Consider the following 21,989-nt stretch of genomic DNA (forward strand, 5'->3'; position numbering starts at 1 on the left):
TTTATGTCGCAGAAAGTTAAAATAGATCAAGTAAGAAATATTGGCATCATGGCACATATTGATGCCGGTAAAACCACAACGACTGAACGTATTCTTTTTTATACCGGAAAACTTCACCGTCTTGGAGAAGTCCATGATGGCGCAGCTGTGATGGATTGGATGGAACAGGAGAAAGAACGTGGAATTACAATTACAAGTGCAGCCACAACCTGTTTCTGGAATGATCATCAGATAAATATTATAGATACACCAGGTCACGTAGATTTTACTGTTGAAGTTGAAAGATCTTTAAGAGTGTTAGACGGAGCTGTTGCTTTATTTTGTGCTGTCGGTGGAGTTGAACCACAATCTGAAACAGTTTGGAGACAAGCTGATAAATATGGTGTTCCGAGAATAGCTTTTATCAATAAGGTTGATAGGATTGGAGCCGATTTTTATAACGCAGTTCAGATGATGAAGGATAGATTGAAAGCGAACGCAATTCCAATCAATTTACCGATTGGTCAGGGAGACATGTTCGTTGGAGTCATTGATCTTATAAATTTTAATGCACGAATGTATCACGAGGAAACTTTTGGAGCTACATACGATGAGATTCCAATTCCTCAAGATCTCATGGAAACAGCAACTAAATACAGAACACAGATGTTGGAAGCAGTTTCTGATGTTGATGATACATTGTTAGAAAAATATCTTGAAGGTAAAGAGATTACTGCAAGTGAAGTACTGACTGTTTTGAGAAAAGCAACAATTGAATTGAAAATTATTCCTGTTCTTTGTGGATCTGCATTTAAGAATAAAGGCGTTCAGAAATTACTTGACTATGTTGTTGAACTTCTTCCTTCACCAGTTGATTTTAAAGAGATCGAGGCACATCACATTGGAATAAATGATTCAGTTACCAGAAAAATTGATGAGAAAGAAAAATTTGCTGCGTTAGCTTTTAAGATTATGAATGACCCTTATGTTGGAAAATTATGTTTCTTCCGTGTCTATTCAGGAACACTGAAAGCCGGGTCATATATTTATAATTCAGTCAGCCAGAAAAAAGAACGAATTGGCAGACTATTACAAATGCACGCAAATCACCGGGAAGATATTGATGAAGTTAGAGCAGGTGATATTGCTGCGGCAGTTGGTTTAAAGCACACTAAAACCGGTGATACTCTCTGTGATGAACATGATCCGATCGTACTTGAAAAGATGTCATTTCCTGAACCGGTTATTCAGATTGCAATTGAACCAAAAACAAAAGCAGATCAGGATAAACTATCAGAATCTCTTTCAAAACTCTCTGATGAAGATCCTACATTTAGAGTGACAGTTGATCAGGAAACAGGTCAGACATTAATAAGTGGAATGGGAGAACTTCATCTGGAAATTCTTGTTGACAGGATGAAGAGAGAATTTAAGGTTGAAGCTAACATCGGCAAACCACAAGTTGCTTATAGAGAAACTATAACAGAGACAGTTCAGGTTGAAGGAAAGTTTATAAAACAATCTGGTGGTCGGGGAAAATATGGTCACGTTGAAATCGAATTAGGTCCGAACGATCCAGGAAAAGGATATGAGTTTATAAATGCGATAGTTGGTGGATCGATACCCAAAGAATATATCCAGCCGGTCTCTGCTGGAATTCAGGAGGCGATGCGAAATGGTGTCGTTGCAGGATTTCCGGTTGTTGATATTAAAGTCAAGTTGTATGATGGATCATTTCACGATGTAGATTCTGATGAATTATCTTTTAAAGTAGCTGGTTCGATGGCTTTCAAGAGTGGTTCTAAAAAAGCTAAACCAATCCTGTTGGAACCTATCATGTCTGTTGAAGTTGTTACGCCTGAAGATTATCTGGGCGATGTGATGGGCGATTTAAATTCGCGAAGAGGAAAAATTGAAGGATTTAATGCAAGGAAAGATGCTCAGGTAATTAAAGCACTTGTTCCTCTTTCTGAAATGTTCGGTTACGCAACAATTTTAAGATCAATGACTCAGGGCAGAGCAATTTATACAATGCAGTTTGATCATTATCAGCAGGTTCCTCAATCAATAGCTGAGGAGATTGCTGAAAAAACATTAGGCAAGAAATCAACAGCAGTTTAATTAACAAAAAAATAAATTAATAAAGGAACAAAAGTAAAAGGAGAATCCGATGGCAAAAGAAAAATTTGACAGGAGTAAGCCGCACGTTAACGTTGGAACAATTGGTCACGTAGATCATGGTAAAACCACTTTAACCGCTGCCATCACTATGGCTCTCAGTAAAAAGGGCTTGTCAGAGGTTAGAACATTTGATAGTATTGATAATGCACCAGAAGAAAGAGAAAGAGGCATTACAATTGCAACGTCACACGTTGAATACGCAACTGAAAAAAGACATTATGCGCATGTAGATTGTCCTGGTCACGCTGACTATGTGAAGAACATGATTACTGGTGCAGCACAGATGGATGGTGCTATTCTGGTTGTTGCTGCTACGGATGGTCCAATGCCTCAGACCAGAGAACATATTCTTCTTGCAAGACAAGTAGGTGTTCCGAGAATCGTTGTTTTCATGAATAAAGTTGATCTGGTTGATGATCCTGAACTTCTTGAATTAGTGGAAGTTGAATTGAGAGATTTATTAACATCTTATGAATTCCCTGGTGACGAAATCCCGATCATACAAGGATCAGCACTAAGAGCTCTTGAAGCTGCTTCCAGTGCTGAAACTAAAATTGATGATCCAAGACTTGACTGTATCTGGAAACTTATGGATGCAGTAGATTCTTATATTCCAATACCTGAAAGAGAAACAAAGAAACCATTCTTAATGCCTGTTGAAGACGTATTCTCAATTACAGGTCGTGGTACAGTTGCAACTGGCAGAGTTGAAAGAGGCGAAGTGAAAATTCAAGAGGAAGTCGAACTTATCGGTCTTGGAATACACAAGAAAACTGTTGTAACTGGAATTGAAATGTTTAGAAAAGAACTTGACTCAGCAATGGCTGGAGATAATGCAGGTATATTACTTAGAGGTGTTGATAAAGATGAAATTGAAAGAGGAATGGTACTCGCAAAAACTGGTTCAATTACTCCACACACAGTTTTCGATGGCTCGGTTTACATTCTGTCAAAGAATGAAGGTGGAAGACACACACCATTCTTTAATGGTTACAGACCACAGTTCTATTTTAGAACCACAGACGTTACAGGTGTTGCGACACTTCCTGAAGGAACTGAAATGGTTATGCCAGGTGATAACGTGAACCTAAAAGTTGAATTGATATCAGAGATAGCTATGGAAGAAGGTTTGAGATTTGCTATTCGTGAAGGCGGAAGAACCGTCGGTGCTGGTGTAGTAACAAAAATTTATAAGTAAAATTAAATATTCTTTAATGTGAAGAGAAAAATTATTTCTCTTTTCGTTTATGAAAATTAAAGGAGTTTCTAAGTGCCAGGTCAGAAAATAAGAATCAAGTTGAAATCATACGATCATATTTTGATTGATAAATCAACAGAGAAGATTATTAAAACTGTTAGAAGTACAGGAGCTGTTGTCTCAGGACCAATTCCACTTCCGACAAGAAAAACTGTCTATACAGTACTTAGATCACCTCACGTTGATAAAAAATCACGTGAACAATTTGAAACACGAGCCCATAAAAGAATTATTGATATTCATAACTCTAATAACAAAACCGTCGATTCATTAAGTAAACTTGATATTCCGGCGGGTGTTGATATAGAAATTAAATTATAATAACACTGAGTTTGATATGCCCGGAATCTTAGGTAAAAAAATTGGAATGACAAGCATCTTTAATACTGAAGGTGATTTGATAACTGTAACAGTTATTCAAGCCGGACCTTGTAAAGTTGTTTCACTACGCGAAAAAGAAAAAGATGGTTATTCGGCTGTGGTAATAGGCTTTGAAGATAAAAAAGAAAAACATGTTAGCAAGCCAGTTTTGGGTCAATTTAAGAAAAATAATTTATCGCCAAACAAAACAGTAAAAGAATTCAAAGGATTTGATACTGGTAGTCTAAAAATTGGTGATGACCTCAAAGTTGATTTATTTAAAGAAGGCGACATTATAAAAGTCAGAGGAAGAAGTAAAGGAAAAGGATTTCAGGGAGTAATGAAGCGTCACAACTTTGGTGGTGTTGGTGGAACAACTCATGGTCAAAGTGATAGATTAAGAGCTCCGGGATCGATTGGTGCCAGCTCCTGGCCCTCAAGAGTTTTTAAAGGTCAGAGGATGGCTGGACGTAAAGGTTTTGAAAATGTAACTGTTCGTAACCTCAAAGTAATAAAAATTATTCCTGACGATAATTTAATTATGATTAAAGGTGCTGTGCCTGGCTCAATAAATTCAATAGTTGAACTGATAAAGAATTAATAACTGAATAAAAATGACTTTAGAAATTTTTAAAACAGACGGCAAGCCTTCAGGTAAAAAAGTTAAGCTTGACGATGAAATTTTTGGCATTCAGCCAAACGATCATGCAATTTATCTTTCTGTTAAAGCATTTCTTGCTAATCAAAGACAAGGAACTCACAAAGCTAAAGAAAGAGCAGAAGTAAGAGGCGGCGGTAAAAAACCTTGGAGACAAAAGGGAAGAGGAACTGCAAGAGCAGGTACGATTCGTTCACCTTTGTGGATTGGTGGTGGTACTATTTTCGGTCCTCGACCAAGAGATTACAGACAAAAACTTTCTCAAAAAGTTAAACAACTTGCACGAAAATCTGCTCTCAGCTACAAAGCAAAAGATGAGCAATTAATAGTTGTTGAGGATTTTTCTTACGATAAACCAAAAACAAAGGAATTTGTTTCTTTAATGGATGCGTTGAAACTAAATGGAAAAAAAATTCTTTTGTTAACCGGAAAAAATGAGACCAATGTTTATAAGTCTGGAAGAAATATTAATAAAGTAAGTATAATGGAAGCAAGTAAGGCATCTACTTATGATATTCTGAATAACCAGATCTTAGTTTTACAAAAGACGGCTGTTGATGCAATAGCCCAAACCTTTAATGAGAAAGAAGCAAAGGTGGTGAACTAATGCACCAGATATTAATCAGTCCTCTTATTACTGAGAAGATGACAAATATAACTGCCGATAAAGGTAAATATGGGTTTCTTGTTAATCCGAATGCAAATAAAATTCAAATAGCAAAAGCTATAGAAGAAAAGTTTAATGTTCATGTAACTGATGTGAAGACAATTAATCACCAGGGAAAAACTAAAACGCAATTCAGGAAAAGTGGAAGATTCACTGGTAAAACAGCAAAATTTAAAAAAGCTATCGTTACCCTTAAAGAAGGGGAAAAAATTGAGTTATTCGAAGCAGTTTAGCTGATAGGAACAGGTAAGTAAATGGGAATTAAAAAAAATAAACCAGTAACTCCAGGAACAAGATTCAAAAGCAATTATACTTTTGAAGAATTAACGAAATCAACTCCTGAGAAATCATTAACAGTTGCATTACGAAAATCTGGTGGAAGAAATAATCTTGGCAGAATTACCGCAAGACATATTGGCGGTGGGCATAAAAGACGCTACAGGATAATTGATTTCAAGAGAAACAAGCATGGAATTTTTGCAAAAGTATTTTCAATTGAATACGATCCAAACAGATCAGCAAGAATTGCTTTGTTACATTATACTGATGGTGATAAAAGATACATACTGGCTCCGAATGGATTAAAAGTTGGTGATAAAATTTCTTCTGGTTCTGGAAGTGAAATTTCAGTTGGCAACACATTGCCATTAAAGGAAATGCCTTTGGGCAGTTTTGTACACAATGTCGAAATAAAGCCAGGTAAAGGTGGTCAGTTGGGAAGAAGCGCCGGTAGTTCTCTTCAACTCATGGCTAAAGAAGGTAATTTTGCTCAGTTGAAAATGCCCTCTGGTGAAGTCAGAATGATAAATGTTAATTGCCTTGCTACTTATGGAATGGTTGGTAATTCAGAACACGAAAATATTAGTCTTGGTAAAGCTGGTCGTTCAAGATGGTTGGGAAAGAGATCATATGTGAGAGGTGTTGCAATGAATCCCGTTGATCATCCGATGGGTGGAGGAGAAGGCAAAACATCTGGTGGTGGGCATCCGGTTTCTCCCTGGGGTCAAAAATCAAAGGGATTAAAAACAAGGAAGAGAAAAAATCCATCTAATAAATATATTATTAAAAGAAGGAAAAGTTAGGTTTATTTATGCCACGTTCTGTAAAAAAAGGACCATTTATTCATTACAAGCTGTTCAAAATGATCAAGCAGCTTAATGATAATAATCAAAAAAAAATTATTAAAACATGGTCACGTGCATCTATCATTACTCCTGATTTCGTTGGTCATACAATCGCAGTTCATAATGGAAATAAGATGATTCCGATTTTCATTACTGAAAATATGGTTGGACATAAATTAGGTGAATTTGCACCAACGCGGATTTTCCGTGGTCATCCCGGAACTAAAGCCGAAAAATCAGTTAAAGCAGGTTAATCAAGAAAGATTATTTACGATGGAAGCAAGAGCAATAAATAGGTTTATAGGTTCATCTCCGAGGAAGATGAGGCTAGTGATTGATTTAATCAGAGGTGAATCTGTTGATAAAGCATTGGAAATACTCCATTTCTCGCCAAAGCATTCTTCAAAAAATGCCGAGAAGACTTTAAGGTCAGCAGTTTCAAATCTTATTAATAATAAAGAAGAAACTATAAGAATTGAACCGGCTGATCTGTTCGTTAAAGAAGCATTTGTTGATGTTGGTCCGATTTTAAAAAGAATATCTCCCGCACCACAGGGAAGAGCATACAGGATAAGAAAAAGATCTTGTCATTTAACAATAGTAGTAGCAAAAAAAGCATAATATCAGGAGGAATTTTTGGGACAAAAGACTAATCCGATAGGTTTAAGAGTAGGCGTGATCAGAGGCTGGAATTCAAATTGGTACGAGAGTAAAAGTTATGCTATAAAATTAAAAGAAGATGACAAACTTCGTGATTATATCAGGAACAGATTAAAAAAAGCAGGGATATCTAAAATCATTATTGACAGGACTTCGAAAAGTATAATTTTAAATATTCATACTTCAAGACCAGGTGTTGTAATTGGTAAAAGTGGAAAAGAAATTACACAGCTTGAAGAAGAGTTGAAACAAATTTCAAATAAAGAAATAAAAATTCAGATTTCAGAGATAAAGAGACCAGAATTAGATGCTTACCTGGTAGCAGAAAACATTGCCAGCCAATTAGAAGGAAGAATTTCTTTCCGCAGAGCAATGAAGATGGCTATTACTGCCTCGATGCGTATGGGTGCGGAAGGAATTCGTATTAAATGTGGTGGCAGACTCGGTGGTGCTGAAATCGCAAGAACTGAACAATACAAAGATGGAAGAATACCGCTTCACACTTTAAGAGCCGATATTGATTATGCTAATGGCAGAGCAGAAACTATATATGGTTCAATAGGAATTAAAGTGTGGATTTGCCGGGGTGAAATTCTCGGTAAAAGAGTTGCGGAATAATTTTGAGCAGGAGCTAACATTATGTTAATGCCGAAAAGAGTTAAATACAGAAAAGCACATAGAGGTAGAAGAAAAGGGAATGCAAAACGTGGTAGTTCAGTTGCGTTTGGTGATTTCGGACTGAAATCATTAGAACCAGCGTGGATTACAAGCAGGCAGATTGAAGCCTGTCGTGTTGCACTTACACGAAAAATGAAAAGAGATGGCCGCGTTTGGATCAGAATTTTTCCTGATAAGCCTGTTTCAAAGAAACCTCTCGAAACAAGAATGGGAAAAGGTAAAGGTGCCCCTGAATTCTGGGTCGCTGTTATTAAACCCGGAAGAATTCTTTTTGAAGTTTCAGGTGTAACAAGAGATATGGCAAATGAAGCATTAACATTATGTTCTCATAAACTGCCAATTAAAACAAAAGTAGTCTCCAGACCAGATTTTGAATAAGGAACGAGTTTAAATGAAGATTCACGAAATAAAAGAATTGAAAACTGAAGAAATAGTTCAAAGAATTAAAGATGAGGAACGCAATCTCGTTGATTTGAGGTTTTCGCATCAATTGAAACAGTTGACTAATACTTCGAAACTGAAAAATGTGAAAAGGGATATTGCAAAATTGAAGACAGTTCTCAGAGAAAGAGAATCACAACTGGTAAGTACTGAAGTGAAAGGAGCAAAAGCTTAAGTATGGAAACTCGAAGTCTTAGAAAAACAAGGATAGGTATTGTTGTTAGCAACAAGATGGATAAAACTATCACTGTTGCCATCGAAAGAAAAGTAGCTCATCCTATTTATAAAAAATATTTCAGGAAAACTACAAAGCTCATGGCTCACGATGAAAAGAAGGAATGCGGCATAGGTGATAAAGTAAAAATTATGGAAACACGCCCGCTCAGTTTAAAGAAGAGATGGCGATTAGTTGAAATTATTGAAAAAGCCAAGTAGGCAGGAGATTCACGGCGATGATACAGGAAGAAACAAATCTGATTGTAGCTGATAATTCGGGTGCGAAGAAAGTAAGATGCATTCGTGTTCTTGGTGGAAGTGGAAGACGTTATGCTACGGTCGGTGATACTATAGTCGTTAGCGTAAAGACTGCTATGCCGAACGGAACGGTTAAAAAAGGCGAAGTATCCAGAGCAGTTATTGTCAGAACAAAAAAGGAAGTTAGAAGAAAAGACGGCTCGTACATTAGATTTGATGAGAATGCAGCAGTATTGATCAATCCGCAAAATGAACCGAGAGGCACTAGAATTTTTGGTCCTGTTGCCAGGGAATTAAGAGATAAACAATTTATGAAAATCGTTTCATTAGCACCCGAAGTATTGTAAAAGGTTTTAAAATGAAAATTAGAAAAAATGATATGGTAATGGTAGTCTCCGGTAATGACCGAGGTAAAACCGGTAAAGTTTTAAAAGTTTTTCCTCAGAAATATCGTGTAATAGTTGAAGGTATCAATCTTAGGAAAAAGCATACAAAACCAAATCAAAAAAATCCGCAAGGCGGAATTATAGAAAAAGAAGCATCAGTCCACGCATCTAATGTGATGATTTTAGATCCAAAATCAAATGAACCGACAAGAATCGGATCCAGAGTCATTTTAGATGAAAAGACAGGTAAAAAGAAAATTGCACGTGTTGCAAAAGCAAGCGGAGAAATGATTCAATAAGAATTTAATTATTGTTAAGAAAATGGCAGAAAAAAAACAAGCAAAAGAATCAAAAGAGAAAAAAGATAAGCCAAAAAAAGAAGCTGAAAAATCACAGATAGAAAAGGATCTAAAAATTCCAAGCCGGCTCGCAAATTTCTATCATAGTGATGTAGTTCCAACTTTGATTAAAGCTTTCACTTATAAAAATGTAATGCAGGTCCCAAAGATCGAAAAGATTGTGGTAAATATGGGAGTTGGTGCAGCGGTTGCAGAACCAAAAATACTTGAAGAAGCAGTTAAAGAACTTGAATCGATTACAGGTCAGAAAGCCAGCATTAGAAAAGCAAAGAAAGCGATTTCAAATTTTAAACTGCGGGAAGGAATCAGCATTGGTGCAATGGTAACTCTTCGTAAAGAAAGAATGTACGAGTTTCTTGACAGACTGATAAATGTTGCGCTTCCACGGGTTCGTGACTTTAGAGGATTATCTGATAAATCATTTGATGGAAGAGGAAACTATACCCTTGGAGTTAAAGAGCAAATTATCTTCCCCGAAATTAATGTTGATAAAATTACTCGTGTGCTTGGAATGGATATTACTATAGTTACTTCAGCAAAAAGTGACAACGAGGCTTACGAATTACTTAAAACATTCGGAATGCCTTTCATCAAAAAAGAAATTAAAAAAGCTTAGGAGATTTTAATGGCCAGAACATGCTTGATAGCAAGAGAGAATAAAAGACACAGACTTTACGAAAAGTATAAAAAAATTCGTGAAGATTTGAAAGCTTCAGGAGATTATGAAGCTCTTCAAAAGCTGCCTCGTGATTCTTCAGTTACGAGATTGAAAAATCGATGCATGTTCACTGGCAGAGCCAGAGCCTATTACAGAAAATTTGGAGTTTCCAGACTTGTCTTCAGAGAAATGGCTCTGAGAGGTGAAATTCCAGGTGTAAAAAAATCAAGTTGGTAAACGGAGAAAGTTTAAATGGCAGTTACAGACCCTATTGCAGATTATTTGACAAGAATCAGAAACGCTACAAAAGCAAAAAAAGTACGTGTTGAAATTCCGGCAACGAAAACTAAAATCGGATTGTCAGAAATTTTAAAAAACTTAGGTTACATAATTGATTATGAAATAATCGATGACACTAAACAGAAAAAATTGAATATAGTGCTTAAATATAAAAACGGAGTATCAGCCATTACAGGCTTGAAGAGAATCAGCAAACCAGGTCTGCGTGTTTATAGATCGTCTGATAAACTTCCAAGAGTATTAAACGGTTTAGGCACTGCGGTTATTTCTACGCCGAAAGGTTTGCTGACTGATAAAGATGCCAGAAATAATCTGGTTGGTGGTGAAGTAGTTTGTTATATATGGTAAAATTTTTAAAGTCGGAGATTTAAGAGTGTCCAGAATAGGTAAAAAACCAATAGAGATTCCAAAAGGTGTGACAATATCATTGGATGGTCAGACAATTAAGGTTAAAGGTCCAAAAGGTGAGCTTCATAGAATACTTCACCATTTGATAAAGACTGAAATTGTTGACAACGAAATAAAGTTTAGCAGACCTGATGATTTGAAGGAAACAAGATCTTTACACGGATTAACCCGTGCTTTAGTTCAGAATATGATTGTTGGTGTAACCGATTCATATAAAAAATCTCTTGAGATAGTTGGCGTTGGTTACAAAGCAGAATTAAAAGGCAAAAATTTACTTTTAAATATTGGCTACTCACATCCGATTTACTTCGTCCCCCCGGATGAAGTGAAACTTGAAGTTCCTGCACCAACTCAGATTAATATTTCTGGAAATGATAAAGAATTAGTCGGACTGGTTGCTGCAAAAATCAGGTCTTTTAGAAAACCAGAACCATACAAAGGTAAAGGTATTAAATATTCTGATGAAAGAATTATCAGAAAAGCTGGCAAAACTGCTGGTGCATAATTTTTAGGAGTTTATTTTGTAATGAAAAAGAAAACATCACGAACAAGATCAAGAATAAAAATCAGAAAAAAAATTTCCGGTACAACTGAAAAACCACGTCTTTCAGTTTACAGGAGTCTGGATAATATTTATGCTCAGATCATTGACGATTCAACAGGTAATACGTTAGTTGCTATGTCAAGCTTGAATAAAGAAGCTAAAACTGAAGTGAAATCTGTTAAAGGTAAAATCAATAAAAGTAAGCTTATAGGATCTATGCTTGCAAAAAAAGCATTAGAAAAAAATATAAAATCTGTCGTGTTTGATAGAGGCGGATTCAGATATCATGGTCGTGTAAAAGCTTTAGCTGATGGTGCCCGAGAGGGAGGACTTGCATTCTAATGATTCTTGCCGGGTCGTCTAATGGTAGGACTACGCCCTTTGGAGGCGTCTGTAGAGGTTCGAATCCTCTCCCGGCAGCTTCCATATTATTAAAGAAAGTTTTTTAGGAGATAAATTGAAAAGAGTTAAATCCACCGAAACAGAAGGATTGAAAGAAAAAGTTGTTCACATTAATCGTGTAGCTAAAGTTGTCAAAGGCGGACGAAGATTTAGCTTCAACGCAATTGTTGTGGTTGGTGATGGTAATGGTATTGTTGGAGTTGGACTTGGTAAAGCTAACGAAGTTACTGATGCGATTTCAAAAGGTATTGATGATGCCAAAAAGAATCTTGTAAAAGTCACAATGCGTAAAGGCACTGTCTCTCATCAAATCATTGGCAGATACGGTGCTGGAAAAGTTCTTCTAAAACCAGCTACTCCAGGTACAGGGCTTATTGCCGGTGGTGGAGTCAGAGCAGTTCTTGAAGCTGTGGGTGTGCAGGATATTTTAACAAAGTCATTGGGTTCAAGTAACCCTCATAATCAGGTTAAAGCAACCTTAAACGGATTATTGATGCAAATTGATGCAAAGAGTATGGCAGATAAAAGAGGAAAAACTATTCAGGAAATTTTTGCTTCTTAATAGAGGAATTATGGCAAAGTTAAAAATAATACAAACTAAGAGTGTAATTGATAGACCCGAAACACAGAAAAGGATTATCGAAGCATTGGGTTTAGGAAAACCAAACTGGGAGAAAATTCATAACGATACTCCTCAAATCAGGGGTATGATAAATAAAGTTACACATCTCGTTAGAGTTGAAGAAGTTAAGGAGTAAGGAAACTAAAAGATGGACATTTTAAGTAATTTAAAATACGCTGAAGGTTCAAGAAAAAAACGTAAAAGAGTCGGCAGAGGTGAAGGTTCAGGTCACGGTGGTCAGGCTACAAGAGGTATGAACGGTCAGGGCTCTCGTTCTGGTTCCAAGAAGAAACCATGGTTCGAAGGCGGACAGATGCCTTTGCAAAGAAGAATTCCCAAATTCGGTTTTACAAATATTTTCAAAGAAACCTATCAGATCGTAAATCTGAATGCACTGCAAAGAGTAGCAGACGCAAATAAACTTAATGGTGTTATTAATATTGCTGAATTAAAGAACTTAGGTTTGATTTCGAGTACAGAAAAACCAGTTAAAATTCTGGGTAAAGGCGAACTTAAAGTAAAATTAAACCTTGAAGTTAATGCAATAAGTCAGAGTGCTAAAGAAAAAATCGAATCGGCTGGCGGTTCAATAAAGTTAATCTAATACGGTATTAAATGTCGAGACTTACAGATACTTTCCGGAACATTTTCAAAATACACGAACTTCGCCAGAGGATTTTTTATACACTGGCTATACTGTTTCTTGTTCGTTTAGGTGCACATATTACTATTCCTGGTGTTGATACAACACTACTTGCTGAGAGCATGAAAAATGCAACAAGCGACAATCTTTTTGGTATGTATGATCTGTTTGTCGGTGGTGCATTTTCAAATGCTGCAATATTTGCGCTTGGAATAATGCCCTATATTTCTGCTTCAATTATTTTGCAATTGCTTGGGGCTGTTTGGCCGTATTTACAAAAACTCCAGCAGGAAGGCGAAGAAGGCAGAAAAAAAATTACTCAATGGACTAGATATGGAACTGTCGCAATCGCCGGGATGCAAGCCTGGGGTGTTACGATCAGATTGTTGAATATTCAGGTACAGGGAATGCCAATTGTACCTGAAGCAGTTAGTGGATTTGCATGGGTTCTTTCAACAATCATTATTCTAACTTCCGGAACGATTTTAATGATGTGGATGGGTGAACAGATGACTGAGAAAGGGATTGGTAATGGAATTTCTCTTATCATCTTTATTGGAATCATCGCACGTTTTCCTCATTCAATTATTGATGAGATTAGATTAATCAGCGTTGGGCAGAGATCAATTATAATCGAAATAATTATTCTGATTTTTATGTTCTTTATAATTGCCGGAGTCGTTCTTGTAACTCAGGGAACCAGACGAATTCCTGTTCAGTACGCAAAAAGAGTTGTTGGAAGAAAAATTTATGGCGGTGTTACACAATACATTCCTTTAAGAGTAAACACAGCTGGAGTGATGCCGATAATTTTTGCTCAATCTATCATGTTCATTCCAAATACCGTTTTGTCATTTTTCCCGGATAATGAATTTTTACAGAATGTAGCTGGGTACTTTGCTTATAATTCACCGGTTTACTCTATAATTTATGCATTGATGATTGTGTTCTTCACATATTTTTATACTGCTATTGCATTCAATCCGAAGGATGTAGCTGACAATATGAAGAAACAGGGAGGTTTTATTCCGGGCATCCGACCAGGAAAACAAACCTCAGAGTTCATTGATAATATTTTAACTAAAATTACTTTACCCGGATCAATCTTTTTGGCGATTGTTGCAATAATGCCAGCATTCATTTCCGGTTTTAATGTGTCACAGCAATTTGCTCAATTTTTTGGCGGAACAAGTTTATTGATTATCGTTGGTGTAGGTTTGGATACATTGCAACAGATTGAATCACACTTGCTGATGAGACACTATGATGGTTTCATGAAAGCCGGTAAACTTAGAGGACGCAGAGCTTAGTCATCAATTGTGATTTATATTAAAACACAAAAAGAGATTGATTTTATCATAGAGAGTTGTAGAATTGTTGCAGAAACGCTGCGATTACTAAAAAGTAATGTTAGTGTTGGTATCACAACGATTGAGTTGGATAGGATAGCAGAAGATTATATCAGAAGTAATAATGCTTCACCTGCATTTAAAGGATATTCGCAGGGTGGATTACCCGGTTTCCCGGGTTCTGTTTGCACATCTGTAAATGATGCAGTTGTTCATGGTATTCCGGCTAAGGTAAGTCTCGAAGATGGAGATATAATTTCTCTGGATGTTGGTGTTCTTAAAAATAATTATTATGGCGATGCTGCAACGACAGTTGCAGTCGGAAAAATTTCTGAAGAAAAAAGAAAACTTCTTGAAGTAACAGAAAAATCACTGTATCTGGGAATTGAGCAAGCCAAAAGTGGAAACAGAGTCCACGATATTTCAGCAGCGGTTCAGGATTATGTTGAACAGAATGGATTTTCGGTTGTAAGAGATCTTTGTGGTCATGGAGTTGGAAAATTTTTACACGAAGATCCGGCAGTTCCGAACTTCGGAAGAAAAGGAACTGGACCAAAACTTAAAAAAGGAATGACGATTGCCATTGAACCAATGGTTAATGCTGGTGGATATGAAGTGATGTCTGCTTCGGATGGTTGGACTGTTCAAACCGTAGATGGTTCTCCATCAGCACATTTTGAACATACAATATTGATACTTGATAATTCACCGGAAATATTGACAGTTTGTTAATGGCTAAACAAGGTCCGATTAAAATAGATGGTGTAATAACAGAAACTTTACCGAATGCAACCTTTAGAGTAAAGTTGGATAATGGGCACGAAATTCTTGCTCATATCTCAGGCAAAATGAGAATGCATTTTATTAAAATTCTGGTTGGCGATAAAGTATCAATTGAAATGTCTCCCTACGATTTATCAAAGGGAAGAATTACTTACAGATATAAATAACAGGTGCGAATATGAAAGTCAGATCATCGGTTCGGAAAATATGTGATAAGTGCAAAATTATCAGACGCAAAGGTGTTGTCAGAGTAATTTGTTCTAATCCGAAGCACAAGCAAAGACAAGGTTAAATTTTAAAAATAGGAGTTGAATTTTGGCTCGTATATCAGGTGTTGATTTACCAAAGAATAAAAAAGTTTTGTTCGGTCTGCAATATATCTATGGAATAGGACCGACTTCTTCTTCTGAAATTCTTGAAAAGGCAAAAATAGACGCCAACAAAAAAGTCGGCGATCTCACTGAAGAAGATGTTGCTCAAATCAGAGCTGTCATCACAGCTGAGTTTAAAGTTGAAGGTGCACTTCGTTCAGAAGTTCAGCAGAACATCAAACGATTGATGGATATCGGTGCTTACAGAGGAATAAGACATAGAAAAGGACTTCCGGCGAGAGGTCAAAGAACCAGAACGAATTCAAGAACGAGAAAAGGCAAACGTAAAACAGTCGCCGGCAAGAAGAAAACACCAACTAAGAAATAATTTTTGTTAATCGGAGGATTTTGATTGGCTAAATCAGTAAAAAAAGTTAAAAAGAGAACGCAGGTTGATCTGAATGGTGTTGCTCATATCAAAGCAACTTTCAACAACGTAATTGTTACTATCACAGATATTTATGGTAATACATTATCCTGGTCATCTGCTGGTAAAAATGGTTTTAAAGGATCAAGAAAGAATACACCATTCGCTGCGCAGGTTTCTGCTGAAGCTGCCGCAAAAGAGGCTTATGATCTTGGTCTTAGAAAAGTTGAAGTAAAAGTGATTGGACCTGGCTCCGGTAGAGAAGCAGCCATCAGATCTTTACATACAGCCGGATTGGAAATTACTTCCATTAAGGATGTAACTCCGATACCGCATAACGGATGCAGACCACCAAAGCGCAGAAGAGTTTAAAGAAGGAGTTATTGTTAAATGGCAAGATACACAGATTCAGTTTGCAAATTATGCAGAAGAGAAAGACAAAAGCTTTTTCTTAAAGGACAGAAATGTTATACTGAAAAATGCCCTATCGAATCAAGAAATTATGCACCAGGTCAACACGGACTGAGCAGAAGGGCGAAAATATCCGAATATGGTTTACAGCTTAGAGAAAAACAGAAAATCAAAAGAATGTATGGATTGCTTGAAACTCAATTCAGAAATTATTTTGATAAAGCTAACAAGCAAAAGGGTATTACTGGTGAAAACCTGATTAAGATACTTGAAAGAAGATTGGATAATGTGATTTACAGGCTTGGATTTGCTGCTTCCAGAAATCAGGCAAGACAGCTTATAAAACATAGACATTTTATGGTAAATGAAAAGCTTGTGGACGTACCATCTTATCTGGTTGCACAGGGCGATATTGTTAAAGTAAAAGAAAAAAGTAAGAAGTTAGACGCAATTCATAATTCACTTAAGCGTGTAAAAGAAAGTGCGTATCCTTGGCTTACTATCGATAAAGCAACATTAACCGGAACATTTCTTCAGGTTCCGGAAAGAGCAGATGTTCCTCTAAACGCCAATGAACAATTGGTTGTAGAGCTCTATTCTAAATAATTAATTTTTGAAATTTTAGAGGGTTTTATTAATGAATACATCACATTTAATTATGCCTGAGTCAGTGGTTTTAGATGAAGCCAATTATTCAAATACTTTTGGTAGATTTACTCTTCAACCTCTGGAAAGAGGATTTGGAGTAACCTTAGGTAATTCTTTGAGAAGAGTACTTCTCTCATCATTGCCGGGTGCTGCAATAACTTCCGTTAAATTCAGCGGTATATTGCATGAATTTACAACTATTCCGGGAGTAGTTGAGGACGTATCCGAAATCGTTCTTAATCTTAAACAAGTAAGAATGAAACTGCTTACAAAAAAGCCCAACAAAATTGATTTGTCATTTAATGGAGATAGTACCTGGACTGCTGCGGATATTCAAAAATCAAGTAATGAAGTTGAAATATTAAATCCTGATCTCCACATTGCAACTTTGAATAAGAGCGCAAAATTTGATGTTGAAATCAGAATTGGTAAAGGTACGGGTTATGTGCCTGCCGTTGAAAACTCCTCGCCCGATCAGGCAATTGGAGTTATTCCGATTGATTCGATCTTCACACCGATCAGAAATGTTAAAATGACTGTTGAAAATGTTAGAATCGGCGATAAAAATGATTTCGAAAAATTAACTTTAGAAATTTCAACTGATGGTTCAATAACACCTGATGATGCGCTTACACAAGCTGCAAAAATTCTTAGAGAGCATGTTCAGTTATTTATTAATTTTGATATGGAGCAGGAAGAAGAACAACCGGTTATTCAAAAAGATACAGAGTTTGATAAAATTAAAAAGATACTTCAGACTCCTGTAGATGATCTTGAACTTAGTGTCAGATCACACAACTGCCTTAAAGCGGCAAACATAAAAATACTTGGCGATTTAGTCAGGAAAGATGAAGCAGAAATGTTAAAGTTCAGAAATTTCGGAAGAAAATCTCTGGCAGAGTTGATGGAAATTGTTGAAGACCTCGGTATTGAATTCGGAATGGATGTTGACAAGTATCTTAAAGTAGAAGCAGAAGCCAAATAAAACGACAAAGGTAATCAGATGAGACACAATGTTAAGGGAAGAAAATTAGGAAGAACTGCAAGCCATCGGAAGGCTACATTAAATTCGCTTATAACTTCTCTGTTAAAATATAAACGAATCAAAACAACTCTTGCAAAAGCAAAAGAAACCAGGGTTGTTGCAGAAAAGCTTGTAACTAAAGCCCGCAAAGGTGATTTACATGCAAAGAAACAGGTTATGATCTCTATCAAAGATAAAGAAGTTGTTAAGGAATTGTTCTCTGAAATTATTCCAAAGATTGGTGAGAGACCGGGAGGATATACTCGTGTTATTAAATTAGGACGCAGAATGGGCGATGCTGCACAGATGGCAATAATCGAGCTTGTTGATTACAATGAAGTTGTTACTGCCAGAGCAGAACAGCAGAAAGAAAAACGTGACGCAAAAGCTAAAGAAAAAGAAGCAAAGGCAAAAGCTGATAAAGAAAATCAGTTGCTTGAAGAACAAGCTGCTGAAGTTCCTAAAAAATAGTTTAATTAATTTTTTGTATTATAAGAGTAATCGAATTTTCGGTTACTCTTTTTTTATTAATAATGTTTAAAGATATTCATTTTATAAAATCAGTATTTGAACTTTCTGGTTTGTCGAAGGTTACTTTGCCTCAACTGATTCTCTGTGGCAGATCCAATGTTGGTAAGTCTTCCTTCATCAATAGTATTTCTAACAGGAAAGGACTGGCCAAAACCAGTTCAACGCCCGGCAAGACACGCTCGATCAATTTTTATAAAGCCAACGATACTTTTTTCATTGTCGATTTACCGGGATTTGGTTACGCAAAAACCAGTCAGACAGAACGGGAAAAATGGGGAAATCTTGTTTCTAGATACATCCTTGATTCAAAAAATATACATCACGCTTTTCATCTGATTGACTCGAGATACGAACCAACTGATCTGGATAAAGAACTGAATGCGTGGTTGAAAAGTGCTGAGAAAGATTATTCTGTAATTCTTAGTAAAGCTGATAAACTAAATCAATCTGAAAATTATAAAGCGGTTAAATTAATTGTATCTGTTTTCCCGGAGCTGGTGCTTAACAAAAATCTGTTCTTGTATTCTTCAGTCACCGGAAAATGGAAGAAGCCTGTTCAAAAAAAAATCACCGAACTGTTCTTTTAATTTCCGCCGGATGTTATTTTTTAATATTTAGTTGTTAAATTTATTCTACAAAAATAATTTCCTATTTAATCGTCGTATGCTGGATAAAAGACAACGAAAAAGAATTTTAATTTTCCTGGTTATTCCAATACTTGCGTCCGGTCTTTTTTTAAGCGACGATCTTTTCCTCCGCCTTGTGATAATTGGTCTGCTTGTAATCTATGTGGCTTTCATTATTTTTTTACGTGACTCAATAAGATTCTCAGGTGGTTATTCTATTTCCGAAGCTGATGAAACAATTTCTGAACCTCAGGTAACAGCTCATTCAGATCACGAAGAATCTTTTAAAATTGTCTCAAAGAACAAAAATATTGATGTAATAACCGATGAAACCTACAGACCCGAATACGGAGTTTCTAAGACAACATTAAAACCGCACGATCTTAAAGAACGTTTTGAAGAAATTGTTAAGGAAACACTTCCGCCCGGAACCGGTCACGATGAGCAGTTTGGTTTTGTTATTGAGAGGATGCTCACTGTAATGACAGAACTATACAATGCACACTCTGCTATATATTTTTGGTACAACAAGAAAAAAGAAAAATTAATAATTGAAAAATGTATTTCATCTTCAAACCAATTAACTAAAAGAAAATTTGATATTGAAGACGATGTGCTAAGTAAAATAGTTGAGAACGGCGAACCTGAATTATTAACGGATATATCCCGTACAGCAGAAGCTGATGTTATCAGATATTATGATGCACCACAAGGGATTAAAAGTTTTGCGGGCGTTCCTGTATTTTATAATAACGATTTGGTTGCAATAATAGCAATCGATTCAAAGGTTGAAGATGCTTTCGGAATCGAAACTATCTATTCGCTGGGTCGCTTTATCCGGCTTATTACTATGCTGATCGGTATTTTTGAAGAAAAATATACTGATACAATCTCTCAAAAAAGGCTTGACGGTTTATTAAAAATTCTTGGACCGGAAAACGAGTTCGAGGATGAAAAAGAATTAATTAATGCATTACCCGAAGCCTTGAAGAGTATGATTAAATGGGATGCATTTGTGTTTATATACTTTGAGCCTGTTCAGAAAAGTTTTAAAACAGTAAAAGTTGAAAATACAACGGCTCTGAAGTATATCGGGAATGATTTGCAAATTGATCTTAATGGAACACTTGTTGGTAAATCAATTGTAACGGGAATCCCGGTTAAAATTGATGATACATCAACCGGAAATTATAAAAGGTTTTCACGCGCTGAAGATGTTTCATTTGATGGTTCATTTCTGACTATCCCACTGATTTATAATAAACAAAATTATGGTGTGATTTGTTTCGAAAGTCTGAAAAAAAATGCATACAGCAATAATGACGTTCAGTTTCTTAAAAAATCGCTCAATGTTTTAGCTTACATCATTTATACTCATTCAACTCAAAAACTTCTGAAAAACCTTACTACAGTTGATTTTGAAACGAGAGCTCTGAACGCTGCTTCATTCAAAGATAGATTGCAGGTGGATTTGATCAAGTCTAAGCAGCTTGAAGTTCCCGGGACATTAGCTCTTATAAAAATTGATGACTTTATCGAACAAGAAACACTTTTTGATGATAATCCTTTACCGAGAGTAGTTTCGGCTGTATCTGAAATTATTGCTGATGAAATGACTCAGCTAAATCTTTTTGGAAGACTTGATGACAGGATATTTGCGATTTACTTTTTTAATGCTCCTGCCAAGAATGTATTCGTCTGGGCTGAAAAGCTCCGTGTTAAGATAGCTCGTAAACCAATTTCTGTGGTTTCAAAGCAGACAACTTTTACAGTTTCAATTGGTATTGCTTCTACAACAAATAAAGATAACGTAGATGAAGTCCTGCATAATGCAAATCTTGCCCTGAATAAAGCTCTCGAAAAAGGCGGTAACGCCGTCCTCAATGTGAACTAATATTTCATTAATTGAAATGAAAAATTTCTTTGTAATCGTACTTGACGGAGTTGGTATTGGAGAGTTACCTGATGCAGCTAAGTATAGAGATGAAGGAAGTAATACTCTGCACAATATTGCTTTAGCAATCGGTGGACTAAATCTGCCAACTTTACAATCACTCGGTCTTGGAAATATTGAGCCAATAAAAGGTGTTAGAAATGTTTCGAATCCTGCATCTTCATTCGGAAAAATGGCAGAAATCTCTCAAGGAAAAGATTCAACAACTGGTCATTGGGAGTTGGCTGGAATTCATGTTAGAACTGATTTCACTTATTTCCCAAACGGTTTTGATGATGAAATTGTAATCAGGTTTTTAAAGGAAACCGGTTGTAAAGGAATTCTTGGAAATAAACCTGCTTCCGGAACTGAAATTATAAATGAACTCGGCGAAAAGCATTTAAGTACCGGTTTCCCGATTGTTTATACTTCGGCAGATTCTGTTTTCCAGATAGCAGCACATGAAGACATCATCCCTCTAAAACTGCTTTACGATATCTGTTCGATTACGCGTGAGAAAGTTTTACTAAATCCTCTCCAGGTCGGACGAGTAATTGCACGACCATTCATTGGCATCCCTGGAAATTTTACAAGAACAAAAAACAGAAAAGATTTTTCACTTGATCCACCACAACCTACAATTCTTGATATACTTTCAAACAATAATATTACGACAATCGGTATCGGTAAGATAAACGACTTATTTAATTATCGTGGTATAAAGAGACAAATATTAACGAAAACAAATGAAGAAGGCTGCGAGCAGCTTATTAAATTTGCAGCCGATTCTGAGAGTAGTTTTATTTTTGCAAATCTTGTAGATTTCGATGTGTATTTCGGACATAGAAACGACCCTGATGGTTTCGCAAAAAAGCTTATGGAGTTCGATCAGTTTCTGCCGGAGTTTTTGTCTGAACTTGATGAGAGTGATAGACTGATTATTACTGCTGATCACGGTAATGATCCAACCACACCAAGCACAGATCACAGCAGAGAATATGTTCCTCTGCTTTATTTCAGGAAAGGTGTTCCCGGGAAAAATCTTGGTGTGCGAAATACTTTTTCTGATGTTGCTAAAACTGTTGCAGATTTTTTTGGAGTTGAAAATAATCTGTATGGGATCAGCTTTCTGAATGAATGAGGA

Annotated in this window: 35 protein-coding genes and 1 tRNA gene; all 36 read left to right on the forward strand. The window is 36.3% G+C overall.

Features of this window, described 5'->3' with window-relative positions:
- Positions 1-3: 3 nt before the first annotated feature.
- The 36 genes from fusA (at position 4) to HND39_11880 (ending at position 21,986) form a co-directional block, all read left to right on the forward strand.
- Positions 4-2,100: an elongation factor G gene (gene fusA, locus HND39_11705; GenBank protein QKJ96888.1), complete on the forward strand. Its 2,097-nt coding sequence runs from the start codon at positions 4-6 to the stop codon at positions 2,098-2,100.
- A gap of 49 nt (positions 2,101-2,149) precedes the next feature.
- Complete coding sequence (gene tuf, locus HND39_11710) at positions 2,150-3,358, forward strand: elongation factor Tu (GenBank protein ID QKJ96889.1); 1,209 nt, start codon at positions 2,150-2,152, stop codon at positions 3,356-3,358.
- A 72-nt stretch (positions 3,359-3,430) separates the two neighbouring features.
- Positions 3,431-3,739, forward strand: coding sequence for a 30S ribosomal protein S10 (gene rpsJ, locus HND39_11715; protein ID QKJ96890.1), 309 nt, complete (start codon positions 3,431-3,433; stop codon positions 3,737-3,739).
- A gap of 16 nt (positions 3,740-3,755) precedes the next feature.
- Positions 3,756-4,379 carry a 50S ribosomal protein L3 gene (rplC, locus tag HND39_11720; GenBank protein ID QKJ96891.1) on the forward strand — a complete coding sequence of 208 codons (624 nt, stop codon included), beginning with the start codon at positions 3,756-3,758 and terminating at the stop codon, positions 4,377-4,379.
- Between the two features lie 13 nt (positions 4,380-4,392).
- A complete protein-coding gene (rplD, locus tag HND39_11725; GenBank protein QKJ96892.1) occupies positions 4,393-5,043 on the forward strand; it encodes a 50S ribosomal protein L4 in 651 nt (216 codons plus the stop codon).
- On the forward strand, positions 5,043-5,336 hold the full coding sequence (rplW, locus tag HND39_11730; GenBank protein QKJ96893.1) for a 50S ribosomal protein L23: 294 nt from the start codon (positions 5,043-5,045) through the stop codon (positions 5,334-5,336). The genes rplD and rplW overlap by 1 nt, the downstream gene beginning before the upstream one ends.
- Before the next feature lie 21 nt (positions 5,337-5,357).
- Positions 5,358-6,185: a 50S ribosomal protein L2 gene (rplB, locus tag HND39_11735; GenBank protein QKJ96894.1), complete on the forward strand. Its 828-nt coding sequence runs from the start codon at positions 5,358-5,360 to the stop codon at positions 6,183-6,185.
- An 8-nt stretch (positions 6,186-6,193) separates the two neighbouring features.
- On the forward strand, positions 6,194-6,481 hold the full coding sequence (rpsS, locus tag HND39_11740; protein ID QKJ96895.1) for a 30S ribosomal protein S19: 288 nt from the start codon (positions 6,194-6,196) through the stop codon (positions 6,479-6,481).
- 19 nt (positions 6,482-6,500) lie between these two features.
- Entirely contained in the window at positions 6,501-6,848 is a 348-nt protein-coding gene (rplV, locus tag HND39_11745; GenBank protein ID QKJ96896.1) for a 50S ribosomal protein L22, read from the forward strand.
- 15 nt (positions 6,849-6,863) lie between these two features.
- Positions 6,864-7,505: a 30S ribosomal protein S3 gene (gene rpsC / locus HND39_11750; GenBank protein ID QKJ96897.1), complete on the forward strand. Its 642-nt coding sequence runs from the start codon at positions 6,864-6,866 to the stop codon at positions 7,503-7,505.
- A 21-nt stretch (positions 7,506-7,526) separates the two neighbouring features.
- Positions 7,527-7,943 (forward strand): 50S ribosomal protein L16, encoded by a 417-nt coding sequence (rplP, locus tag HND39_11755; GenBank protein QKJ96898.1) that lies wholly within the window; start codon positions 7,527-7,529, stop codon positions 7,941-7,943.
- A gap of 13 nt (positions 7,944-7,956) precedes the next feature.
- Entirely contained in the window at positions 7,957-8,181 is a 225-nt protein-coding gene (gene rpmC / locus HND39_11760; GenBank protein ID QKJ96899.1) for a 50S ribosomal protein L29, read from the forward strand.
- Between the two features lie 2 nt (positions 8,182-8,183).
- Positions 8,184-8,441, forward strand: a complete 258-nt coding sequence (gene rpsQ, locus HND39_11765; GenBank protein QKJ96900.1) for a 30S ribosomal protein S17 — start codon at positions 8,184-8,186, stop codon at positions 8,439-8,441.
- A gap of 17 nt (positions 8,442-8,458) precedes the next feature.
- Positions 8,459-8,827: a 50S ribosomal protein L14 gene (rplN, locus tag HND39_11770; protein QKJ96901.1), complete on the forward strand. Its 369-nt coding sequence runs from the start codon at positions 8,459-8,461 to the stop codon at positions 8,825-8,827.
- 11 nt (positions 8,828-8,838) lie between these two features.
- Positions 8,839-9,165: a 50S ribosomal protein L24 gene (gene rplX / locus HND39_11775; GenBank protein QKJ96902.1), complete on the forward strand. Its 327-nt coding sequence runs from the start codon at positions 8,839-8,841 to the stop codon at positions 9,163-9,165.
- Between the two features lie 22 nt (positions 9,166-9,187).
- Positions 9,188-9,841: a 50S ribosomal protein L5 gene (gene rplE / locus HND39_11780; GenBank protein ID QKJ96903.1), complete on the forward strand. Its 654-nt coding sequence runs from the start codon at positions 9,188-9,190 to the stop codon at positions 9,839-9,841.
- 9 nt (positions 9,842-9,850) lie between these two features.
- Positions 9,851-10,120 carry a 30S ribosomal protein S14 gene (rpsN, locus tag HND39_11785; GenBank protein ID QKJ96904.1) on the forward strand — a complete coding sequence of 90 codons (270 nt, stop codon included), beginning with the start codon at positions 9,851-9,853 and terminating at the stop codon, positions 10,118-10,120.
- A gap of 15 nt (positions 10,121-10,135) precedes the next feature.
- The gene (rpsH, locus tag HND39_11790; protein QKJ96905.1) at positions 10,136-10,531 is read left to right on the forward strand and encodes a 30S ribosomal protein S8; all 396 of its coding nucleotides are present in this window, start codon (positions 10,136-10,138) and stop codon (positions 10,529-10,531) included.
- A 25-nt stretch (positions 10,532-10,556) separates the two neighbouring features.
- A complete protein-coding gene (gene rplF, locus HND39_11795) occupies positions 10,557-11,096 on the forward strand; it encodes a 50S ribosomal protein L6 (GenBank protein ID QKJ96906.1) in 540 nt (179 codons plus the stop codon).
- Between the two features lie 21 nt (positions 11,097-11,117).
- Positions 11,118-11,477: a 50S ribosomal protein L18 gene (locus tag HND39_11800; protein QKJ96907.1), complete on the forward strand. Its 360-nt coding sequence runs from the start codon at positions 11,118-11,120 to the stop codon at positions 11,475-11,477.
- A 7-nt stretch (positions 11,478-11,484) separates the two neighbouring features.
- Positions 11,485-11,555: transfer RNA gene (locus HND39_11805), tRNA-Gln, on the forward strand.
- Positions 11,556-11,565: 10 nt separating this feature from the next.
- The gene (gene rpsE, locus HND39_11810) at positions 11,566-12,099 is read left to right on the forward strand and encodes a 30S ribosomal protein S5 (protein ID QKJ97987.1); all 534 of its coding nucleotides are present in this window, start codon (positions 11,566-11,568) and stop codon (positions 12,097-12,099) included.
- 10 nt (positions 12,100-12,109) lie between these two features.
- On the forward strand, positions 12,110-12,295 hold the full coding sequence (rpmD, locus tag HND39_11815) for a 50S ribosomal protein L30 (protein QKJ96908.1): 186 nt from the start codon (positions 12,110-12,112) through the stop codon (positions 12,293-12,295).
- A 12-nt stretch (positions 12,296-12,307) separates the two neighbouring features.
- Positions 12,308-12,763 (forward strand): 50S ribosomal protein L15, encoded by a 456-nt coding sequence (gene rplO / locus HND39_11820; protein ID QKJ96909.1) that lies wholly within the window; start codon positions 12,308-12,310, stop codon positions 12,761-12,763.
- 11 nt (positions 12,764-12,774) lie between these two features.
- Positions 12,775-14,112 (forward strand): preprotein translocase subunit SecY, encoded by a 1,338-nt coding sequence (gene secY / locus HND39_11825; GenBank protein QKJ96910.1) that lies wholly within the window; start codon positions 12,775-12,777, stop codon positions 14,110-14,112.
- Between the two features lie 9 nt (positions 14,113-14,121).
- The gene (gene map / locus HND39_11830; protein ID QKJ96911.1) at positions 14,122-14,883 is read left to right on the forward strand and encodes a type I methionyl aminopeptidase; all 762 of its coding nucleotides are present in this window, start codon (positions 14,122-14,124) and stop codon (positions 14,881-14,883) included.
- Complete coding sequence (gene infA, locus HND39_11835; GenBank protein QKJ96912.1) at positions 14,883-15,101, forward strand: translation initiation factor IF-1; 219 nt, start codon at positions 14,883-14,885, stop codon at positions 15,099-15,101. The genes map and infA overlap by 1 nt, the downstream gene beginning before the upstream one ends.
- Positions 15,102-15,112: 11 nt before the next feature.
- Entirely contained in the window at positions 15,113-15,226 is a 114-nt protein-coding gene (rpmJ, locus tag HND39_11840; protein QKJ96913.1) for a 50S ribosomal protein L36, read from the forward strand.
- Positions 15,227-15,249: 23 nt separating this feature from the next.
- The gene (gene rpsM, locus HND39_11845) at positions 15,250-15,633 is read left to right on the forward strand and encodes a 30S ribosomal protein S13 (protein QKJ96914.1); all 384 of its coding nucleotides are present in this window, start codon (positions 15,250-15,252) and stop codon (positions 15,631-15,633) included.
- A gap of 24 nt (positions 15,634-15,657) precedes the next feature.
- Positions 15,658-16,044: a 30S ribosomal protein S11 gene (gene rpsK / locus HND39_11850; protein QKJ96915.1), complete on the forward strand. Its 387-nt coding sequence runs from the start codon at positions 15,658-15,660 to the stop codon at positions 16,042-16,044.
- Between the two features lie 18 nt (positions 16,045-16,062).
- Positions 16,063-16,689, forward strand: coding sequence for a 30S ribosomal protein S4 (gene rpsD / locus HND39_11855; GenBank protein ID QKJ96916.1), 627 nt, complete (start codon positions 16,063-16,065; stop codon positions 16,687-16,689).
- Positions 16,690-16,720: 31 nt separating this feature from the next.
- The gene (locus HND39_11860; protein QKJ96917.1) at positions 16,721-17,716 is read left to right on the forward strand and encodes a DNA-directed RNA polymerase subunit alpha; all 996 of its coding nucleotides are present in this window, start codon (positions 16,721-16,723) and stop codon (positions 17,714-17,716) included.
- A gap of 18 nt (positions 17,717-17,734) precedes the next feature.
- A complete protein-coding gene (gene rplQ / locus HND39_11865; GenBank protein ID QKJ96918.1) occupies positions 17,735-18,226 on the forward strand; it encodes a 50S ribosomal protein L17 in 492 nt (163 codons plus the stop codon).
- Between the two features lie 62 nt (positions 18,227-18,288).
- Positions 18,289-18,873: a YihA family ribosome biogenesis GTP-binding protein gene (locus tag HND39_11870; protein QKJ96919.1), complete on the forward strand. Its 585-nt coding sequence runs from the start codon at positions 18,289-18,291 to the stop codon at positions 18,871-18,873.
- A gap of 79 nt (positions 18,874-18,952) precedes the next feature.
- On the forward strand, positions 18,953-20,806 hold the full coding sequence (locus HND39_11875; GenBank protein ID QKJ97988.1) for a GAF domain-containing protein: 1,854 nt from the start codon (positions 18,953-18,955) through the stop codon (positions 20,804-20,806).
- 16 nt (positions 20,807-20,822) lie between these two features.
- Positions 20,823-21,986 (forward strand): phosphopentomutase, encoded by a 1,164-nt coding sequence (locus tag HND39_11880; GenBank protein QKJ96920.1) that lies wholly within the window; start codon positions 20,823-20,825, stop codon positions 21,984-21,986.
- Positions 21,987-21,989 lie beyond the last annotated feature (3 nt).

Source organism: Ignavibacteriota bacterium (genome assembly GCA_013285405.1).
GTDB lineage: Bacteria > Bacteroidota > Ignavibacteria > Ignavibacteriales > Ignavibacteriaceae > IGN2.

What these genes read in the sequence shown, in the direction of transcription:
- rplD (QKJ96892.1), top strand. Translation starts at nt 4,393, where the DNA reads ATGACTTTAGAAATTTTTAAAACAGACGGCAAGCCTTCAGGTAAAAAA.
- rplP (QKJ96898.1), top strand. Translation starts at nt 7,527, where the DNA reads ATGTTAATGCCGAAAAGAGTTAAATACAGAAAAGCACATAGAGGTAGA.
- rpsD (QKJ96916.1), top strand. Translation starts at nt 16,063, where the DNA reads ATGGCAAGATACACAGATTCAGTTTGCAAATTATGCAGAAGAGAAAGA.
- rplN (QKJ96901.1), top strand. Translation starts at nt 8,459, where the DNA reads ATGATACAGGAAGAAACAAATCTGATTGTAGCTGATAATTCGGGTGCG.
- HND39_11860 (QKJ96917.1), top strand. Translation starts at nt 16,721, where the DNA reads ATGAATACATCACATTTAATTATGCCTGAGTCAGTGGTTTTAGATGAA.
- rpsQ (QKJ96900.1), top strand. Translation starts at nt 8,184, where the DNA reads ATGGAAACTCGAAGTCTTAGAAAAACAAGGATAGGTATTGTTGTTAGC.
- rpsH (QKJ96905.1), top strand. Translation starts at nt 10,136, where the DNA reads ATGGCAGTTACAGACCCTATTGCAGATTATTTGACAAGAATCAGAAAC.
- rpmD (QKJ96908.1), top strand. Translation starts at nt 12,110, where the DNA reads ATGGCAAAGTTAAAAATAATACAAACTAAGAGTGTAATTGATAGACCC.
- rpsS (QKJ96895.1), top strand. Translation starts at nt 6,194, where the DNA reads ATGCCACGTTCTGTAAAAAAAGGACCATTTATTCATTACAAGCTGTTC.
- rpsN (QKJ96904.1), top strand. Translation starts at nt 9,851, where the DNA reads ATGGCCAGAACATGCTTGATAGCAAGAGAGAATAAAAGACACAGACTT.
- HND39_11880 (QKJ96920.1), top strand. Translation starts at nt 20,823, where the DNA reads ATGAAAAATTTCTTTGTAATCGTACTTGACGGAGTTGGTATTGGAGAG.
- infA (QKJ96912.1), top strand. Translation starts at nt 14,883, where the DNA reads ATGGCTAAACAAGGTCCGATTAAAATAGATGGTGTAATAACAGAAACT.
- rplQ (QKJ96918.1), top strand. Translation starts at nt 17,735, where the DNA reads ATGAGACACAATGTTAAGGGAAGAAAATTAGGAAGAACTGCAAGCCAT.
- HND39_11870 (QKJ96919.1), top strand. Translation starts at nt 18,289, where the DNA reads ATGTTTAAAGATATTCATTTTATAAAATCAGTATTTGAACTTTCTGGT.
- fusA (QKJ96888.1), top strand. Translation starts at nt 4, where the DNA reads ATGTCGCAGAAAGTTAAAATAGATCAAGTAAGAAATATTGGCATCATG.
- rplE (QKJ96903.1), top strand. Translation starts at nt 9,188, where the DNA reads ATGGCAGAAAAAAAACAAGCAAAAGAATCAAAAGAGAAAAAAGATAAG.
- rpmJ (QKJ96913.1), top strand. Translation starts at nt 15,113, where the DNA reads ATGAAAGTCAGATCATCGGTTCGGAAAATATGTGATAAGTGCAAAATT.
- rplB (QKJ96894.1), top strand. Translation starts at nt 5,358, where the DNA reads ATGGGAATTAAAAAAAATAAACCAGTAACTCCAGGAACAAGATTCAAA.
- tuf (QKJ96889.1), top strand. Translation starts at nt 2,150, where the DNA reads ATGGCAAAAGAAAAATTTGACAGGAGTAAGCCGCACGTTAACGTTGGA.
- rplO (QKJ96909.1), top strand. Translation starts at nt 12,308, where the DNA reads ATGGACATTTTAAGTAATTTAAAATACGCTGAAGGTTCAAGAAAAAAA.
- secY (QKJ96910.1), top strand. Translation starts at nt 12,775, where the DNA reads ATGTCGAGACTTACAGATACTTTCCGGAACATTTTCAAAATACACGAA.
- rplW (QKJ96893.1), top strand. Translation starts at nt 5,043, where the DNA reads ATGCACCAGATATTAATCAGTCCTCTTATTACTGAGAAGATGACAAAT.
- rplC (QKJ96891.1), top strand. Translation starts at nt 3,756, where the DNA reads ATGCCCGGAATCTTAGGTAAAAAAATTGGAATGACAAGCATCTTTAAT.
- rplV (QKJ96896.1), top strand. Translation starts at nt 6,501, where the DNA reads ATGGAAGCAAGAGCAATAAATAGGTTTATAGGTTCATCTCCGAGGAAG.
- HND39_11800 (QKJ96907.1), top strand. Translation starts at nt 11,118, where the DNA reads ATGAAAAAGAAAACATCACGAACAAGATCAAGAATAAAAATCAGAAAA.
- rplX (QKJ96902.1), top strand. Translation starts at nt 8,839, where the DNA reads ATGAAAATTAGAAAAAATGATATGGTAATGGTAGTCTCCGGTAATGAC.
- rpmC (QKJ96899.1), top strand. Translation starts at nt 7,957, where the DNA reads ATGAAGATTCACGAAATAAAAGAATTGAAAACTGAAGAAATAGTTCAA.